At 43.5% G+C, this 19,128-nt stretch carries 17 protein-coding genes; all 17 read right to left on the bottom strand.

The genetic code is table 11. The features are described from left to right. Positions 1–16: 16 nt before the first annotated feature. Complete coding sequence (gene pcrA / locus AWH49_RS04130) at positions 17–2,206, bottom strand: DNA helicase PcrA (protein WP_063964736.1); 2,190 nt, start codon at positions 2,204–2,206, stop codon at positions 17–19. 40 nt (positions 2,207–2,246) lie between these two features. Continuing rightward, positions 2,247–2,939, bottom strand: coding sequence for a heptaprenylglyceryl phosphate synthase (gene pcrB / locus AWH49_RS04125; RefSeq protein ID WP_063964735.1), 693 nt, complete (start codon positions 2,937–2,939; stop codon positions 2,247–2,249). Between the two features lie 191 nt (positions 2,940–3,130). After that, positions 3,131–3,427, bottom strand: coding sequence for a YerC/YecD family TrpR-related protein (locus AWH49_RS04120; RefSeq protein ID WP_026221837.1), 297 nt, complete (start codon positions 3,425–3,427; stop codon positions 3,131–3,133). A 2-nt stretch (positions 3,428–3,429) separates the two neighbouring features. Further along, positions 3,430–4,410: a DUF3048 domain-containing protein gene (locus tag AWH49_RS04115; protein ID WP_063964734.1), complete on the bottom strand. Its 981-nt coding sequence runs from the start codon at positions 4,408–4,410 to the stop codon at positions 3,430–3,432. Between the two features lie 35 nt (positions 4,411–4,445). Further along, positions 4,446–6,182, bottom strand: coding sequence for an adenine deaminase C-terminal domain-containing protein (locus AWH49_RS04110; RefSeq protein ID WP_063964788.1), 1,737 nt, complete (start codon positions 6,180–6,182; stop codon positions 4,446–4,448). 229 nt (positions 6,183–6,411) lie between these two features. Beyond that, a complete protein-coding gene (gene purD, locus AWH49_RS04105) occupies positions 6,412–7,680 on the bottom strand; it encodes a phosphoribosylamine--glycine ligase (protein ID WP_018395505.1) in 1,269 nt (422 codons plus the stop codon). Between the two features lie 16 nt (positions 7,681–7,696). Further along, on the bottom strand, positions 7,697–9,232 hold the full coding sequence (gene purH / locus AWH49_RS04100; protein ID WP_018395504.1) for a bifunctional phosphoribosylaminoimidazolecarboxamide formyltransferase/IMP cyclohydrolase: 1,536 nt from the start codon (positions 9,230–9,232) through the stop codon (positions 7,697–7,699). Continuing rightward, the gene (gene purN, locus AWH49_RS04095; protein WP_063964733.1) at positions 9,229–9,816 is read right to left on the bottom strand and encodes a phosphoribosylglycinamide formyltransferase; all 588 of its coding nucleotides are present in this window, start codon (positions 9,814–9,816) and stop codon (positions 9,229–9,231) included. The genes purH and purN overlap by 4 nt, the downstream gene beginning before the upstream one ends. After that, the gene (purM, locus tag AWH49_RS04090) at positions 9,813–10,838 is read right to left on the bottom strand and encodes a phosphoribosylformylglycinamidine cyclo-ligase (protein WP_063964732.1); all 1,026 of its coding nucleotides are present in this window, start codon (positions 10,836–10,838) and stop codon (positions 9,813–9,815) included. The genes purN and purM overlap by 4 nt, the downstream gene beginning before the upstream one ends. A 29-nt stretch (positions 10,839–10,867) precedes the next feature. Further along, positions 10,868–12,280 (bottom strand): amidophosphoribosyltransferase, encoded by a 1,413-nt coding sequence (purF, locus tag AWH49_RS04085; RefSeq protein WP_063964787.1) that lies wholly within the window; start codon positions 12,278–12,280, stop codon positions 10,868–10,870. Further along, entirely contained in the window at positions 12,256–14,484 is a 2,229-nt protein-coding gene (purL, locus tag AWH49_RS04080; protein WP_063964731.1) for a phosphoribosylformylglycinamidine synthase subunit PurL, read from the bottom strand. Before purL ends, purF begins: the two co-directional genes overlap by 25 nt. Beyond that, on the bottom strand, positions 14,468–15,151 hold the full coding sequence (purQ, locus tag AWH49_RS04075) for a phosphoribosylformylglycinamidine synthase subunit PurQ (RefSeq protein WP_034288681.1): 684 nt from the start codon (positions 15,149–15,151) through the stop codon (positions 14,468–14,470). The genes purL and purQ overlap by 17 nt, the downstream gene beginning before the upstream one ends. After that, positions 15,148–15,402, bottom strand: coding sequence for a phosphoribosylformylglycinamidine synthase subunit PurS (gene purS, locus AWH49_RS04070; protein ID WP_018395498.1), 255 nt, complete (start codon positions 15,400–15,402; stop codon positions 15,148–15,150). The genes purQ and purS overlap by 4 nt, the downstream gene beginning before the upstream one ends. Further along, positions 15,402–16,115 (bottom strand): phosphoribosylaminoimidazolesuccinocarboxamide synthase, encoded by a 714-nt coding sequence (purC, locus tag AWH49_RS04065; protein ID WP_018395497.1) that lies wholly within the window; start codon positions 16,113–16,115, stop codon positions 15,402–15,404. The genes purS and purC overlap by 1 nt, the downstream gene beginning before the upstream one ends. A gap of 30 nt (positions 16,116–16,145) precedes the next feature. Continuing rightward, positions 16,146–17,441, bottom strand: coding sequence for an adenylosuccinate lyase (gene purB / locus AWH49_RS04060; RefSeq protein ID WP_018395496.1), 1,296 nt, complete (start codon positions 17,439–17,441; stop codon positions 16,146–16,148). A 27-nt stretch (positions 17,442–17,468) separates the two neighbouring features. Beyond that, complete coding sequence (gene purK, locus AWH49_RS04055) at positions 17,469–18,596, bottom strand: 5-(carboxyamino)imidazole ribonucleotide synthase (RefSeq protein ID WP_063964730.1); 1,128 nt, start codon at positions 18,594–18,596, stop codon at positions 17,469–17,471. Further along, positions 18,589–19,077: a 5-(carboxyamino)imidazole ribonucleotide mutase gene (purE, locus tag AWH49_RS04050; protein WP_034288670.1), complete on the bottom strand. Its 489-nt coding sequence runs from the start codon at positions 19,075–19,077 to the stop codon at positions 18,589–18,591. The genes purK and purE overlap by 8 nt, the downstream gene beginning before the upstream one ends. Positions 19,078–19,128: the final 51 nt, after the last annotated feature.

Below are 19,128 nucleotides of genomic sequence, written 5' to 3'. Positions count from 1 at the left end.
TTCGTCGTCCTTTCTATTACGCTTTTTCGATTGGTGCAAATTGAGCTAGAAGCCGTTTAATACCCGTTGGACTTGGGAATGCAATATCAAGTTCTGTACTGTCGCCGCTTCCTTTCACTGCCACGACGGTACCTGTTCCCCACTTTTTATGTATTGCTTTATCGCCCACTTTCCAGTTCAGCTGAGCAGCCGCATTCGTTTGCGGACGCATAACAGGACGGCTTTTCTGTCCAAATACAGCTGGTTTTTTCGCCTGCTGTTTTGGGTTTTCAGATTCAAGCAGCTCTTCCGGAATTTCACTAATAAAGCGAGATACCGGATTCATATTTGTCCGGCCATACAATGTCCGCATTTCGGCGTTCGTCATGTACAGCTCATTTTCGGCTCGTGTAATCCCAACATATGCTAGTCTTCTTTCTTCTTCCATTTCTTCATCATCCATTATTGAGCGGCTATGTGGGAAGACGCCTTCCTCCATACCGATTAAAAAGACGATTGGAAATTCAAGCCCTTTCGCGGAATGAAGCGTCATAAGCACAACAGATTCCGTTGATTCTTCTTCTTTTCCAAGCTTGTCTATATCTGCGACGAGTGCGAGATCCGTTAAAAAAGCAACGAGCGTTTTATCTTCGCTTGATTCTTCAAACGCTTTTGTAACAGACAAAAATTCTTCAATGTTCTCAATTCTCGTCTGTGATTCAATTGTTTTCTCAGCCGCTAACATATCCACGTAGCCTGTACGGTCAATAACTTGTTCTACAAGCTCCGAAACCGACAAATACTCTTGCTGCTGTGTGTAAATGTTAATAATGTCACGAAAACCGGCGGCCGCATTCGCCGCTTTTCCGCTAAGCCCAATAAAATCCACTTCCGAAAGGGCCTTATACATCGAAATATCATGCTCTTGCGCATAGCGGGCAATTTTATCAAGCGACGTCGAGCCGAGCCCCCGCTTTGGTACATTAATGACACGTGAAAGGCTAATATCATCATCCGGATTCGCAATAAGACGCAAATATCCAAGTAAGTCTTTAATCTCTTTTCGGTCATAGAACTTAATGCCGCCGACGATTGTGTAGTCAATATTCGACTTCATAAGCGTTTCTTCAATAAGACGTGACTGAGCATTCGTCCGGTACAGAACTGCAAATTCGGACAATTCCCTTCCTGTCGAACATATTTCTTTTATTTTTCCAGCAACAAATTCTGCTTCCGTTCGCTCACTGTCTGCACGAAAATAAGCGATTTTTTTGCCATCTGAATTTTCCGTCCAGAGCTTCTTCGGCTTCCGATTTGAATTGTTCTCAATCACTTCATTCGCTGCCTGCAAAATCCGTTTCGTTGAACGATAGTTTTGCTCGAGAAAAATAGCTTTCGCGTGGGGATAATCTTTTTCAAACGATAAAATATTGGCAATATCCGCACCACGCCAGCGATATATACTCTGATCACTGTCACCGACGACACATAAATTTTGAAAACGGCTCGCTAGTAATTTCACAAGTGTATATTGGGATTTATTGGTATCCTGATACTCATCGACATGAATATATTGAAATTTCCGCTGATAAAATTCAAGTACTTCCGGCACTCGCTCAAACAGACGGATCGTCAACATAATTAAATCGTCAAAATCAAGCGCTTGGTTTTTCTTCAAACGCTTTTCATATTCTGCATATACGTCAGACGTTACTTTATCTTGATATCCGCCTTGCTGTTTCGCAAAAGAAGCTGCGTCAATAAGCACATTTTTCGACGAACTGATCGCCCCTAGCAAAGCGCGCGGATCAAATTTTTTCGGGTCAATGTTCAAGTCTTTTAAAATACTTTTCAACACCGATAATTGATCCGCTGTATCTAAAATCGTAAAATTCCGGCTGTAGCCGATTCGGTCAATATCACGACGCAAAATACGTACGCACATCGAGTGGAACGTTGACATCCAGATCTCTTCTGACACACCGCCGAGCAGCGCTCCAATACGATCTTTCATTTCGCGTGCAGCTTTATTTGTAAATGTCAGCGCAAGAATATTATATGGATTCACTTCTTTTTCGACAATTAAGTACGCAATCCTATGTGTCAGGACGCGTGTTTTACCTGAGCCGGCACCCGCCATAATTAAAAGCGGTCCTTCTGTCGCTTTAACGGCTTCCTGCTGTTCTGGATTTAAACCCTTTAATAATCGATCTGTTAAAAATTGCATACTGTCACCACCATTCAGAACATTCGTTCTTTATTATACACTATTTTTTAACCGCTGCGACGGTTTTTAATGATTCTTCTGGAAAATCGTAAATTGCGTTGCCAACGACGATGACATCGGCATACTGTCCGACTTCTTTCGCCTGCTCTGCCGTTCGGATTCCCCCGCCATATATAAATGTCGTGTCTGAATCACGCAAAATATTCGCCGCCTTTTGAACAGCTGCTATATCACCATACACACCACTATATTCCAAATAAAATACCGGCAGCTTCAATAAATGGCCGGTCATGCGGGCATACGCGGCAACATCTTCTGCATCCAGTTTTGTTTGAACTCCTGTTAATTTCGCCGCTTTGCTGTCTAGATTGGCAATGCAATAGCCTTCAACAATAAGTTCGTCTGGATTCATCAGTTCGCCATATTCTTTCATCGCTTCATAATGAAGCCCAGTAATCCAGTTGGCATCCGTACTGTTTAAGACAGTTGGAATAAAATATAAATCAAAGCCCGGCGTCACCATCTCAATTGATGATACTTCCAGTACACAAGGCACAGGGTAACGACGCACGCGCACCATTAAATCAAGTACATTTTCAAGCGTCACACCGTCCGAACCGCCGACAACAACCGCATCAGTCCCAGACTCGCATACGCGTTCAAGCAACTCATCATCAATCTCTTTATTCGGGTCTAATTTAAACACATGCCGCCACTCACAAACATCATACATGCGTAGAAACCTCCAATCATTCAGTTACAACTTAATATTATAACATCGAAAAGCAGAGTTCGCCTTCGTAAGTAAATCTCATTTCTCGTGAACAAATTCTCTTTAGAGGGACGTAATCTCGTTTTTCGTGAACATTCATCCCTTTTTTACCTATAAAAAAGCCGTCTCTCCGAAAAGAGACAGCTTTGTCATTATTCTTTTTCATGAACACGTTTTAACACGAATTCATATCCGTCGTTGCCATAGTTCAAACAACGTTTCACACGTGAAATGGTGGCCGTTGAGGCGCCGGTTTCGGTTTCGATTTTATGATACGTTCTTCCTTCTTGAAGCATGCGTGCTACTTCTAAACGTTGTGCAAGCGATTGAATTTCATTAACCGTGCACAAATCGTCAAAAAAGCGATAACATTCTTCCATATCACGAAGCGAGAGAACCGCTTGAAACAGCTGGTCGAGTGCTTTTCCACGCAGTTTATCTATCTGCATAATCAACTTCCATTCCCTTCACCTTCATTTTCCACATCAACTGTACTATTCAGCCCTCTTGAGGCAGGTACAACGTGAATCCACGTTTGTCCTTTTTTGAGGGCAGCACCGCTTTCTTTATACGGCACAATCTGTCCATTTTTATTTTGCCACTTGACCATATTCTTGATGCCTTTTTGAATTAAAAAGGCATCACCGCCAGATGTAAGATTAATATCAAGCCGGCCCGCTGCATCAACGACACGATGGTCCGCTTCGATGACGAAAATATTGTCAGCCTTTATCTCTACACCGCCTATTGTACGATGATACGATTCCGATTCTTTATCATACTCATATGTGGCATCGAATGATTCGTTTTTCGATGTATGAACAACGACGTTCGAAGCAGGCTCTCCGTTCAATGATTCTTCCTCATTCTTTGTTAAAAAAGACAGTCGTGCTGGAGAAGAATCCATGTTGTAATCTTTATCTTTCGCCCTATCTAACACTTTATCGAAATATACATATGAATTGTGAGGCGCCTGTCTAGATGCATCACGTTTAAAGACATCGCCATCGTGCTGAATACCGTTTAGTTGATCGACTTTCCCGTCAAATAACATTTCTTTCGCTTCAGGGCTGTACCCATGCGCTAAAAATAGTGCATCGTAGCCCATGGCAATTTCAACAAAATAGTCACGTGCGCTGCGAACTGGACCGGCAAATTCAGGATACTCACTTTGATAAATGGCCAGAAATCGAGTAATATTACCTTCTGCCAGCATTTCATATACAATATCTGCATCTTCTAACCCCGTCTGCGGACGGGCTTCTGTAGAATTGCTGATGACGACTGCTACCGCGCGCCGATCCGTATCCGCCGATTCTACACCGGTAAGCGGATTTATTTCATTTCGTTCACTATTATTGACAGACCGTGAACTTGCACAGCCGCTAAGTAATATAGATGCAGCTGCCAATGCAATCCATTTTTTTTTCATATCGACACTCCAAAAACAGTTTTTACTTTACCATTTTAACGCATTATCGTCGGAAAGAGTACCGTTTTTTTCATAACGTCATACATGCCCTGCGATGTAATCCGAATATATGGAAGATGAGTCGATGTTAAAAATAATAATGTATAAATTGGGTCATTAAATTGATATCCACGCTGTAACAGCAATTCTTTCAATTTCAGTTCTTGCTCAACAACTGTCTCAAATGGCTGATCGGACATAATGCCGGACAATGGAAGTGGAATTTCATGAAGAATTTTCCCATTTTCTGTAAGCACAATGCCGCCGCCAATCTCTTGCATCCGTTCAAACGCCCGATGCATTTCCTCTTTTACTGTTCCAATTAAAACGATATCCTCAGTACTTGAAAAAGAAGAAGCAAACCCTTCCACATTCGTCGCAAAGCCTTTAATCGTCGTGTTTACACGCCATTTACCTTCATAATCGAGGAGCACCAGATAATTTTGATCTTCCTCCATATAGAAATTCTCGCCTACCACATCTTTCATTACATGACACGGTTTCGTAATAACATTATTGACCATTTCAATTCCGAATGGCATTGAAAACTGCAAATCATCCTCACTCAATTCCCAATCAAAGCGCATTTTCGTATGACCGAACTGCTGCCATTGAACATCAGGGAAAGAAGATGTATCCATTCCGCTTTTTTTGACCCAGATTCCATTTGACAGAACCGCTTCCGGATTCGGATGAAATTCATCTGTTAAAATATTAACACTCGCCACCCGTCCCGGTGCAATCATGCCGTGCAGATGCTCCATCCGATAGTAGCGAGCCGCATTATAAGACGCTATATGATATGCATCAATCGGCGGAACACCGTAATCGATGGCGATTTTGATCATTTTATCAATAATGCCATCTTCATAAAACGATGGTGACGATCCATCTGTTGTGAACATCATCATATCATATTGATCGAGATCCATTTCTTTCATTTCCGTCAACAATTTTTCAAGATCCGGACGAATCGATGAATGGCGGAGCGTCACCATCATTCCATTCATGAGTCGCTTACGTACATCTTCTCCACTCATTGATTCATGATCGCCGTCTGCACCGAACAGCGTCATTTTCGTCAATGTTTTTTCAGAAGCACCCGGGAAATGGCCTTCAATTCGTTTTTTCATTCCTCTCGTTTCCTGCATCCAGTACAACATCATATCATCGCCATCTAAAAGCTTCGGCCACCCTGTTAATTCACCGCCTTGAATGACACTATCATGCTCAAGCCACGAATTAATCGCACCGTTTGCAAAAATATCATCTTCATTATCAGGCTCCGTCTGTGCATCATACCGGCACCACCAGTACATCGACACCGGCTGTCGGTTCAGTTCATCAATTAAAGAAAACGCTTTCTTTTCTTCAAGTGTCAACAGCATCATTAAGTTATCATTAATGAGTGTCGTCGTTCCGCGTTTAGCAGCATATTCAGCAAACGTCTTCGGGTTATACAGCATAAATGGATGAACGTGCGGCTCTATATACCCCGGTACAATCGTTTTTCCAGTACAGTCGAAAACTTCATCAGCTGACGCCGGCATTTCATCTCCGATATAGACAATACGATTTTCATATATCCAAATGTTTCCGCTCATCCATCGCTTTAACGTTGAATGCAAGTAACGGGCATTTTGCAAAACAAGTGTTGGTGCTTTTTCGAGATTAAGAACTGCGACCTGTTCACGCAGCTGTTTATTTTTCCATCTATGTTTTAAATCAGACATGACAATCTTTCCTCTCAAAATGACATCGCTTTCAAAACGTGTGATTGCCATCATCTTATCATATATCACATGTTAACGCACTAAGGAAAAGCTGAAAGTGTGAAGAATATTTGACACTTTGGCAAGAAACTTGCATATCGTTGTTAATTGGGACATTTTATTGAAATCCTCTTTTAACAAAGTCCCGATTTCACAAAAAAAACTGCCTCAAATGAGACAGTTACTCTTTTTACAATCCCGCTTTCGAAATGGCACGGCTGCCGATATCGCTGCGATAAAAGAAATTTTCAGTATCAATATTTTTCATTTTTACATATGCTTTTTTCTGTGCTTCAGTCGGATTCGCTCCGCTTCCCGTCACAAGCAGGACACGTCCTCCATTTGCACGGATAACGCCGTCTCCTTCTGTATACGTGCCGGCGTGAATAACAGATGCAGACTCAATGTTATCAAGTCCTTTCACTTCATTGCCTTTTTCGTATGCTTCTGGATAGCCTTTGGCAGCAAGAACAATACCTAAAACAGATTCGTCTTTCCACGATAGCTCAGGATCTTTTCCATCTAATACATCGAGCATAACCTGTATTAGGTCATTTTCAAGACGTGGCAGCACAACCTGCGTTTCCGGATCACCGAAACGAGCGTTAAATTCAATCGTTTTCGGTCCTTCTTCCGTCAGCATAAGACCGGCAAAAATGATACCTGTAAAGGAGCGTCCTTCCTGAACCATGCCTTTTGCGATCGGACGAATGATTTCTTCAACCGATTGATCATTAATCGCCTGCGAAATATGCGGTACTGGCGAATATGCACCCATGCCGCCTGTATTCGGGCCTTCATCGTTATCAAACGCACGCTTATGATCTTGTGCGGCTTCCATCGGATAAACATTTTCACCGTGAACAAAAGCCATCAGTGAATATTCTTCTCCTTGCAAATATTGCTCAACGACAACACGTGCAGACGCATCGCCAAACTTTTTATCAAGCATCATGTCTTCAAGAGATGTGAGTGCTTCGTCAAGCGTCATCGCTACTGTTACACCTTTACCCGCAGCAAGACCGTCTGCTTTTAATACAATCGGCGCACCCTCTTGCTCAATGTACGCTTTTGCTGCATCATAGTCTTCAAAAGACTGATAACGAGCTGTTGGAATGTTGTACTTTTCCATCATCATTTTAGAAAACGATTTGCTTCCTTCTAAAATGGCTGCATTTTGATTCGGGCCAAATACGTTTAACCCTTCTTTTTTCAAGTAATCAGTAATCCCGGCTTCAAGCGGGTTTTCCGGACCAACGATTACAAGACCAACTTTCTGTTCTTTCGCAAAAGACGCAATGTCTTTAAAGTTCATTTCATCAATATCAACAATGTGTGCATCACGGCTAATTCCAGCATTGCCCGGCGCGCAAAATACATTCTCAACCAGCGGGCTTTCCGCAGCCTTTTTACAGATTGCGTGCTCCCGCCCGCCCCGTCCGACTACGAGTACGTTCATATGAAGTGTCCCCCTATTAATGTTTAAAATGTCTGATGCCCGTTAAGACCATCGCAATGCCATATTCATCGGCTTTTTTAATTGAATCTTCATCTTTAATCGATCCACCTGGCTGAATGATCGCTGTAATACCGGCTTTTGCTGCTGCTTCAACTGTATCATCCATCGGGAAGAATGCATCTGATGCAAGAGCGGCGCCTTTTGCTTTTTCACCCGCTTGCTCAAGCGCAATTTTTGCAGCGCCGACACGGTTCATTTGACCAGCACCGACACCAAGTGTCATTTTATCGTCTGTGACGACAATCGCGTTTGATTTCACATGTTTCACGACTTTCCAGCCAAGTTTAAGTGCTGTCCACTCTTCTTCTGTCGGTTCCCGTTTCGTTGCTACTTTTACATCTGCATCTGCAAGTGACAATTCGTCAAGGTCTTGAGAAAGAAGTCCACCTTCAACAGATGTCAGCACTTTCTCGCCTTTTTTGCCGTTCGCAAAATCAAGCGTTAACAGGCGAATGTTTTTCTTTTTCGATAAAACATCGATTGCTTCTTGATCAAATGAAGGAGCAACGATAATTTCAAGAAAAATTTCATGCAGTTTTTCAGCAAGCTCTTTTGAAACAGGACGATTGAGTGCCACAATGCCACCAAAAATAGACGTAGGATCTGCTTCGTATGCGCGTGAATACGCTTCTTCAATTGTCGAACCTGCGCCAACGCCACATGGATTCATATGTTTCACTGCAACCGCTGCTGGCTCATTAAATTCTTTGACGATTTGAAGCGCTGCATCAGTGTCGCGAATGTTGTTATAAGAAAGCTCTTTGCCGTGAAGCTGTTCTGCACGGGCAACAGAGAAGGAAGAACCAAGCGGCTGTGCATAAAACGCTGCTTTTTGATGTGGGTTTTCTCCGTAACGAAGTGATTGCTTCAGCTCATACGTCACCGTTAATTTTTCCGGGTTTTCAACTCCTGTAAGATCGGTCATGAAGCCGGCAATCATCGCATCGTATGCGGCTGTATGACGGAATACTTTCGCTGCCAATTTACGGCGTGTTTCAAGCGTTGTTTGCCCATCGCCTTTCAGTTCAGCAAGTACTTCATCGTAATCACTTGAATCGACGATCACTGTCACGTATTCATGATTTTTTGCAGACGCGCGCAACATCGCTGGGCCGCCAATGTCGATGTTTTCAATCGCATCTTCAGTTGTAACTTCCGGTTTTGCGATCGTTTGCTGGAATGGATACAAATTAACGCAGACGATATCAATCGGCTGAATATTATGCTCTTCTAGCTGCTTTTGATGATCAGGTTCGCCGTGTTTCGCAAGCAAGCCTCCGTGAATATACGGATTAAGTGTTTTCACACGTCCTTCTAAAATTTCTGGAAATCCCGTTACATCCGTTACACCTTTTACCGGTACTCCCGCTTCAGAAAGCATTTTCTTCGTTCCGCCTGTCGAAACAATTTCGTAGCCAAGCGCTGCAATTTCTCTCGCAAATTCTGCTACACCGCTTTTGTCTGATACGCTGATCAATGCGCGTTTTGTCATCGGTTGTAATCCTCCCTATTTCCATTCAAAAGATTTGTTATGACGTTCGGGTAAAGACTGTGCTCTATTCGTTGAATCGCTTTTTGTAAATCATCACGCGTCATGCCGGAATCGACCCGAACACATTCTTGGTCAATAATCGGTCCTGTATCCATTCCTTCATCAACGAAATGAACAGTCACACCGGAAATTTTTACACCTGCATCAAATGCCTGTCCAATCGCGTCTTTGCCTGGAAAAGCCGGCAGCAGTGATGGATGAATATTGACGATTCTATTTCGATACGCTTCCAGTAACGTTGGGCCAATAAGCCGCATATAGCCAGCCAAAAAGACATACTCCGCCCCCGCAGCGCGGAGACGGGATACGATGTCTGTTTCAAATGCTTCTTTTGATTCATACTCTCGCGGCAAAAAAGCAAATGTTGGAATGCCTAATTTGTCAGCACGCTCTAACACGAATGCTTCCGGTTTATCACAGACGATTAAGACGATTTCAGCCGGTACAGATCCCGCTTGCACCGCTTCTGCGATCGCTTGCACGTTACTGCCGCTTCCGGAAGCAAATAACGCTATTTTCGTCATTGAACTGTAACTCCTTCGCCGCCCGTAACACGTCCGATTGTGTACGCAGTTTCACCGGCTGCATTAAGCAATGATTTTACGTTTGTTTCTTCTTCCTGCGAGACAATTAAGACGAAGCCAATACCCATGTTGAAAATGTTATACATTTCCTCGCGGTCAAGTTCCCCATACGTTTCAAGAACGTTGAAGATATCCGGAACCGGCCATGAACCTGCTTCGATTGATGCCCCAAGTCCATCCGGTAATGCACGCGGAATATTTTCGACGAATCCACCGCCGGTAATATGCGCCATGCCGTTCACTTTTGCTTCTTTCAATACAGAAAGAACAGGCTTCACGTAAATGCGCGTCGGTTCAATTAATGCTTCACCTAGTGGAACAGACAAACCTTCTACTTTCGCATCAACAGCGAGGTTATGTTTTTCAAAAAAGATTTTGCGCACGAGCGAATAACCGTTACTATGAATGCCACTCGATGCAAGACCAATCAAGACGTCCCCTTCTTTTACATCTTCACCAGTGATCACTTTGCTCTTTTCAACAGCACCGACTGTAAAACCAGCCATATCATATTCTTCTTCTTCATATAGACCAGGCATTTCTGCTGTTTCGCCGCCGATGAGCGCACACCCCGCCTGCTCACAGCCATCCGCTACACCTTGGACGATTTTCTCAATTTTTTCCGGTACAGCTTTTCCACACGCGATGTAATCAAGAAAAAAGAGCGGTTCTGCTCCTTGTACGACAACATCGTTGACGCACATCGCGACGCAGTCCACGCCAATCGTATCATGTTTATCCATCATAAACGCTAGCTTCAGCTTTGTGCCAACTCCGTCTGTTCCCGAAACGAGAACTGGCTCTTTCAAATTTAAAGAGGACAGGTCAAACATGCCGCCGAAACTGCCAAGCGCACCCATGACGCCGGCCCGTTTCGTACGTTCCACATGTTTTTTCATCCGTTCTACCGCTTCGTATCCGGCTTCAATGTTCACGCCTGCTGCTTCATACGACTTTGCCATTTTTGTTCCTCCTTATTTAATCCGGTGCATTAGCATTTGGTAATTGGATGTTCCGTATCCGGATAAATTTCAGTCGGATAGTTACCTGTAAAACAAGCCATACATTGTCCACATTCGCCATCTTTCTGTTCATGGCCAATTGCTTCTATTGTTCCTTCTGGACTCAAATAGGTCAATGAATCCGCCCCGATTAATTCGCGCAATTCTTCTGTTGAATAATGTGCTGCGATTAATTCTTCACTTTTCGATGTATCGATCCCGTAGAAACAAGGATGCTTAATTGGCGGTGAACTAATGCATACATGTACTTCTTTCGCACCCGCATCTTTTAACATTGTAACAATTCGTCTGCTTGTCGTTCCACGCACAATCGAATCATCGACCATAATGACCCGTTTTCCTTCAACAACGCCGCGCACAGGAGAAAGTTTCATCTTCACCCCTTGCTCACGAAGCGATTGAGAAGGCTGAATGAACGTACGGCCGACATAACGGTTTTTAATGAGGCCCATTTCGTACGGAATACCTGTTGCTTCTGCGAAACCAATCGCCGCTGAAATACTTGAATCCGGCACACCTGTAACGACGTCCGCTTCAATATTTACTTCCTTTGCCAACATTTTACCGAGACGTTTCCGGGCACTGTGAATGTTAATATTGTGAATGTCACTGTCCGGGCGGGAGAAATATACGTATTCCATCGTACAAATTGCACTGTTTGTGGCAACTGCGAACTGTTCAGATTGAAGACCATCTTCATTGATCGTAATCAATTCTCCAGGCTGTACGTCACGTACAAATTCGGCACCGACAATATCAAATGCACACGTTTCAGATGCAACGACATACGCATCGCCTAGTTTCCCAATCGAAAGTGGTCGCATTCCTTGTGGATCGAGTGCCACATGCATCTCTTTTTCCGTCATCACAAGAAACGCATATGCACCCTTTAACATTGATAACGCTGTTTTCAACCGATCTTTCATCGAACCGAGACCGCTTCGACGAATTAAATGAGCCAACACTTCCGTGTCAGATGTCGTTTGAAAAATACTGCCTTGCGCTTCAAGCTCACTCTTTAAAGAAGTTGCATTGATCAGATTTCCGTTATGTGCAAGTGCAAAACTGCCTGTTTGGAAATGGAAGAGAAACGGTTGAACATTTTCATATCCACCGCCGCCTGCTGTTTTATACCGAACGTGGCCAATCGCACTCGACCCTGTCAATCCGTTGACAATATCCTGGTTGAAAATTTCTGTGACAAGTCCTTCCCCTTTATGACCGCGAAGGTGTTCGCCGTCACTCATGACGACGCCCGCTCCTTCTTGTCCGCGGTGCTGAAGGCTTTGAAGACCATAATACGTGATTTGTGATGCATTTTCATGACCGAAGATACCGAAAACGCCACACTCTTCATTTAAGCCTCTGAGTTCAGCAAGCATGGAATAGCTCCTTTCCAGGCGTCCTCAAGATTCTTGACGGATGCCTGTACCACTTCTTCTCCATTGACACGAATGGACACAACTGGCTGTGCTGTTACTTTACCAATTTGTTTTGCATCTTGTACCGCTGCTTCAAATGCTTCTTTGTTTTCTGCTTTCACTGTGACGACAAAACGGGATTGTGTTTCTGCAAACAATACTGCCGTTGCCTCGCCTTCAAGTGATACATTTACACCAAGATTTGTGCCAAATGTTTTTTCAACAAGAGCTACTGCGAATCCACCTTCTGAAATATCGTGAGCAGATTGAACGAGACCTGATTTAATGGCTGAAAGAACGGCATCTTGACGCGCTTTTTCAACTGTTAAATCAATCGCTGGTGCTTGACCGAAAATTTCGCCGCCATTCGTCATTTTCTGCAATTCACTGCCGCCAAATTCATTTAGAGCATCACCGATGACATAAACGAGATCGTCCGCTTGTTTGACTGATTGTGTTGTAATATGATCTGTATGTTCAATTAATCCTACCATACCAATAACTGGTGTTGGATAAATCGCTGTGCCATTCGTTTCGTTATATAAAGAGACGTTTCCACCGATAACCGGTGACTCAAGCGCCAAACATGCTTCACTGATGCCGTCAGCTGATTCTTCAAGCTGCCAGAATACACCCGGATTTTCAGGGCTTCCATAGTTCAATCCATCTGTAATGGCTAGTGGTTTTGCACCTGAACAAACGATGTTACGCGCTGCTTCTGCAACCGCAATTTTGCCACCTGTTTTCGGGTCAAGGTAAATATAGCGGGAGTTACAGTCTGTTGTCATGGCAAGAGCTTTATTTGTGCCGCGCAGACGGATGACCGCTGCGTCAGAACCTGGTGCGACAACTGTATTTGTCCGTACTTGATAATCGTATTGATCATATACCCACTCTTTGCTCGCTATAGTCGGCTGCTTCAAAAGGTTTACAAGTGTTTCTTTGTAATCCGTTACATTCGGTGTTGTTAGTTCCATTGCTTGGAAGTCACGGAAGTATTGCGGTTCAGCTGATGGTTTATAGTAAACCGGTGCATCTTCTGCTAATGCATCTACCGGTACTTCTGCTGCCACTTCGCCTTTATGAAGAAGACGGAGCATTTTGTCGTCTGTTACAACGCCGACCGACGCCGCTTCAAGATCATATTTGGCAAATAAGTCTTCGATTTCTTTTTCGCGTCCTTTTTCTACCACGATAAGCATGCGTTCCTGTGATTCAGATAACATCATTTCGTATGGTGTCATGCCTGTTTCACGCTGCGGGATCAAATCAAGATTCATTTCCATACCTGAACCAGATTTGGATGCCATTTCAGCGGAAGAACTTGTAAGACCTGCTGCACCCATATCTTGAATACCGACGAGGGCATCATTATTAATAAGCTCGAGACAAGCTTCAAGAAGCAATTTTTCCATAAATGGATCGCCTACTTGAACAGCCGGTCGTTTTTCCTCAGAGCTTTCGCTTAGTTCTTCAGAGGCAAACGTTGCTCCATGAATGCCGTCGCGTCCTGTTTTCGCACCAACGTACATGACCGTGTTCCCAACGCCTTTTGCCTGCCCTTTTTGAATATCTTCATGAGCAATTAAGCCGACACACATTGCATTTACAAGTGGATTGCCTTCATAAGATGGATCAAATCCGATTTCGCCGCCGACTGTCGGAATACCGATACAGTTGCCATATCCAGCAATACCGGCAACCACTTCTTCAAACAAATATTTCACACGTGACGTTTCAAGCTCACCGAAACGAAGCGAGTTTAAAATCGCAACCGGACGTGCACCCATTGAAAAAACGTCGCGGATAATACCACCTACACCTGTTGCTGCACCTTGATACGGTTCAATTGCAGACGGGTGATTATGGCTTTCAATTTTAAATACGACCGCTTGACCGTCACCAATGTCAACGATTCCTGCGCCTTCACCTGGCCCTTGAAGAACGTGCTCGCCTTCAACCGGGAATTTGCGAAGAACTGGCTTTGAGTTTTTATAACTACAGTGTTCAGACCACATAACCGAGAAAAGACCTGTCTCTGTATAATTTGGCAAACGTCCAATAATTTCTGTTGCTTTATCAAATTCTTCGTCCGTCAAGCCCATCGTACGGTACAGCTTTTCATCTTTAATTTGTTGCGCGTTTGGTTCAAGCGTTAACGACATGAGAGTCCCTCCAGTGTTTCACAATTGATTGGAAAAGTTTAAGTCCGTCTGCGCTGCCAAGAAGATCATCAACAGCACGCTCCGGATGCGGCATCATACCGAGTACGTTACCTTTTTCGTTTGTAATGCCAGCAATGTCCGAAAGACTGCCATTCACATCGCTCGCATACGTGAATACAATTTGATTGTTTTCTTTTAATTTCGCCAGCGTTTCGTCGTCACAGTAGTAGTTGCCTTCACCATGCGCAATTGGAACGCGGATTTTATCGCCTTTTTCGTACGAAGACGTAAACATTGTTTTATTATTCTCAACCGACAGCTCAACTGTCCGGCAAATGAATTTCAAGTTTTTATTGCGAAGCATCGCACCTGGGAGAAGTCCAGATTCAAGCAAAATTTGGAATCCATTGCATACACCCAGAACAGGCTTGCCTGCTTCAGCCGCTTTTTTAATGGCATTCATGACAACTGACATATGTGCAATCGCGCCCGAACGAAGGTAATCGCCGTACGAGAAGCCGCCTGGAATTAAAATCCCGTCATATTGATCAAGATTGTCGGCGTCGTGCCACACTAAATCCACTTGCTCACCAAGCTCATCTTTTACTGCATGATACATGTCCACATCACAGTTGGACCCTGGAAATACGATGACTGCAAATTTCACTGTTTCGCACTCTCCTCGATTTCATATCTGTAATCTTCAATAACCGGGTTAGACAATAGCTTTTCGCAAACTTCTTTCACAGTTCCCTCTACATCTGTTACTGTGTCGTCAAACTGAAGTTCCATGTATTTTCCAATACGTACATCTTCTACACCATTATAACCAAGGCTTGATAAAGACTGCTGTACTGCTTTCCCCTGTGGATCCAATACACTTTCGCGAAGTGTGACGTAAACTTTAACTTTATACATTAGATTGTTCCTCCAAGTCGTTTATAAATTTCAGTATATGCTTCTGTTAATCCGCCGAGATCACGGCGGAAAAGGTCTTTATCTAATTTGCGGTTTGTCCCTTTTTCCCAAAGACGACATGTGTCCGGTGAAATTTCATCCGCAAGTAAAATATGACCGTTTTTATCTTTGCCTAGCTCGATTTTAAAGTCGATCAGCTCAATATCTATTTCACTGAAAAGCGGAACAAGCACATCATTTACACGCAATGCTTCTTTTTTCAAAAGTTGTAATTCTTCAGGCGTTGCAATATCGAGAATTTTCACATGATCTTCTGTCAGTAGCGGATCGCCAAGTTCATCATTCTTATAATAAAACTCAACAATTGGCTCTTTAAAAGGAGTTCCTTCTTCAAGGCCGAGACGTTTTGCAACGCTGCCTGCCGCAATGTTACGGACAACGACTTCAAGTGGAATAATCGTTACATGTTTCACAAGTTGCTCATTTTCAGAAATTTGTTCAACGAAATGGGATTCGATCCCTTTTTCTGCAAGTTTCTGAAAGAGTAGTCCCGTAATTAAGTTGTTTAAACGGCCTTTACCTTCAATTTCAGCTTTTTTTTCACCATTGAATGCGGTCGCTGAGTTTTTATATTCAATCCAGACAACATCTTCTTGGTCAGTTGCATAAATACGTTTCGCTTTTCCTTCATAAAGCTGTTTACCTTTGTTCATATCCGGTTCCTCCCGATTTAGGAATAAGCATTACTTTAGGCCAATGCGGTCAAAGATTGTGTCAACGTGCTTCAAATGATAGTTGTAATCAAAGCAGTCTGCAATTTCTTCAGCGGATAGTTTCGACGTAATCGTTTCATCTGCTTCTACAAGTGAACGGAATTGAACTTGCTTATCCCATGCTTCCATCGCTCTCGGTTGAACAGTATCGTACGCTGCTTCACGCGCCATGCCTTTGTCAATCAATGCAAGTAGAACGCGCTGTGAGTAAATAAGGCCCAATGTGCGATCCATATTGCGCTTCATATTGTCAGGGAATACAGTCAAGTTTTTCACGATATTGCCGAAACGATTCAGCATGTAGTTCAAAGCAATCGTCGCATCCGGTAAAATCACACGTTCTGCTGATGAATGCGAAATATCGCGTTCATGCCAGAGCGAGACGTTCTCATACGCTGTAACCATGTGACCACGAATCACACGTGCCAGGCCAACCATATTTTCTGAACCGATCGGATTTCGTTTATGCGGCATTGCTGAAGATCCTTTTTGACCCTTAGCGAAAAATTCTTCTACTTCACGCGTTTCTGATTTTTGCAAACCACGTACTTCTGTTGCAAACTTTTCAATGGATGCGGCAACGAGTGCAAGTGTTGCCATATAATGAGCATGACGATCACGCTGAAGTGTCTGCGTTGATACTGGAGCCGGTTTCGTCCCAAGCTTTTTGCAAACATACTCTTCAACGAACGGATCAATGTTCGCATATGTGCCGACTGCGCCGGAAATTTTGCCAAACTCAACAGTTTCTGCAGCATCATTAAAACGCTTGAGATTCCGTTTCATTTCTTCGTACCAAAGCGCCATTTTAAGACCGAATGTTGTCGGTTCTGCATGAACGCCATGCGTGCGGCCCATCATGACCGTATGTTTATGTTCAATCGCTTTATTACGGAGGATTTCGATGAATGATTCAATGTCTTTACGTAAAATATCATTTGCCTGTCTGAGTAAGTAAGACAATGCTGTATCGACGACATCTGTTGACGTTAATCCGTAATGAACCCATTTACGCTCTTCACCAAGTGTTTCTGATACCGCACGTGTAAAGGCTACAACATCATGGCGCGTTTCAAGTTCAATTTCGTTTATTCGGTTAATATCGAAGCTGGCGTTCTCGCGAAGCTTCTTTACATCTTCTTTCGGAATATCGCCAATTTCAGCCCATGCTTCACATGCAAGAATTTCAACTTCAAGCCATGCTTTAAATTTGTTTTCTTCTGTCCAGATGGTGCCCATTTCCGGTCGTGTATAACGTTCAATCATTTTTTCATCCTCCGATATGTGTACGTCTTAGTTTGCCCAAATTCGACTTTCATCTATATCTTGCAGCGCTTCTTCAACTGTATCAGCTAAAATGGTCACATGTCCCATCTTGCGTTTTTCTTTCGCTTCATCTTTACCATATAAATGAATCGACCATTCCGGCTTGCTAAGGATCGCTTGAATGACCCCATCTACATGTTCACCGAGTATATTTACCATCACGGCTGGCTTCAACAATTCTGTACTTTTGAGCGGCCAGTTACAAATGGCACGAATATGCTGTCCAAACTGTGAAATACCGCAAGCTTCAATTGTATAGTGCCCTGAATTATGTGGCCGCGGTGCAAGTTCATTAATATAAATTTCACCATTTTTCCCAATAAACATTTCTACAGCAAGCGTGCCGACAAGCGACAATGCGGACGCAATTTTTTCTGCTGCTTTAAATGCAGCCTGCTTTGTTTCATCAGAAATTCGAGCAGGTACAATGGATTCATGCAAAATGTTGTCAACGTGAATGTTTTCTGCTGCTGGGAAATACGTCGTTTCGCCTGCAGGGTTACGCGTAATAATAACGGAAATCTCTTTTTCAAACGGTACCCATTGCTCAAGGACACATTCTCCATGTGTTAAAAGAGCAGATGCTTCATTCGCTTGTTCAACTTCTTTCAATACGAATTGTCCTTTTCCATCGTAGCCGCCCGTTGCTGTTTTCAGCACAGCCGGTAACCCGAGATCTTCCATGCCTTGCTTAAGATCAGCTTCTGTCCGGATTACACGGTACGGAGCAACTGGCACACCTGCATTCGTAATCGCTTCTTTTTCAAAAACACGATTTTGCGTAATGCGGATCAGTTCTGCTCCCTGCGGCACATACGCTTCTTTCATTAACTCTTTTAATCCTTCGTAATCAATATTTTCAAATTCATACGTAATGACGTCACTTACATCAGAAAGTTGTTTTAAGGCAGCCTGGTCATCATATGGTGCTTGAATGACAATATCGGCTGTTTGTGTACATGGTGCACCTTCTGTTGGCTCCAGCACAGCAATACGAAAGCCTGCTTCTTTCGCCGCGAGCGCCATCATCCGACCAAGTTGTCCTCCACCAATAATGCCAATCGTTTTGCCCGGTTCAATGATTTTTCTAGCCAAGTTGATCACTGCTTTCTAACACCGTTTTTTCTGTTTCTTTTCGGCGATTTTCTAATTTTTCGGCAATTTTCGCATCAGTAATAGACAAAATTTGCGCAGCCAGCAGTCCGGCATTCGTTGCGCCTGCTTTGCCAATCGCTGTCGTCGCAACCGGTACACCACCTGGCATTTGAACGATTGATAATAAAGAGTCAAGCCCATTCAATGCTTTCGATTGTACGGGAATGCCGATAACCGGCAATGTCGTTTTCGCCGCAGTCATACCCGGCAAATGAGCCGCTCCGCCCGCGCCGGCAATAATCACTTTAATGCCTCTTTCACGTGCAGACTCGGCATATTCAAACATTAAATCAGGTGTACGATGTGCGGATACGACACGTTTTTCATACGATACTCCAAGTTCATCGAGTACGTCACATGCATGTTTCATCGTTTCCCAATCAGATGTGCTACCCATAATAACACCAACTTCAATCGTCATATTGATCCTCCAATGTGAGATTATTTTACATAAAAAAAAGCGGACAACCTA

The sequence above is a fragment of the Domibacillus aminovorans genome (assembly GCF_001643235.1).
GTDB classification, from domain to species: domain Bacteria; phylum Bacillota; class Bacilli; order Bacillales; family Domibacillaceae; genus Domibacillus; species Domibacillus aminovorans.
The sequence above is the reverse complement of the archived record's forward strand: the minus strand, read 5'-3'. Positions and strand labels throughout refer to the sequence as shown.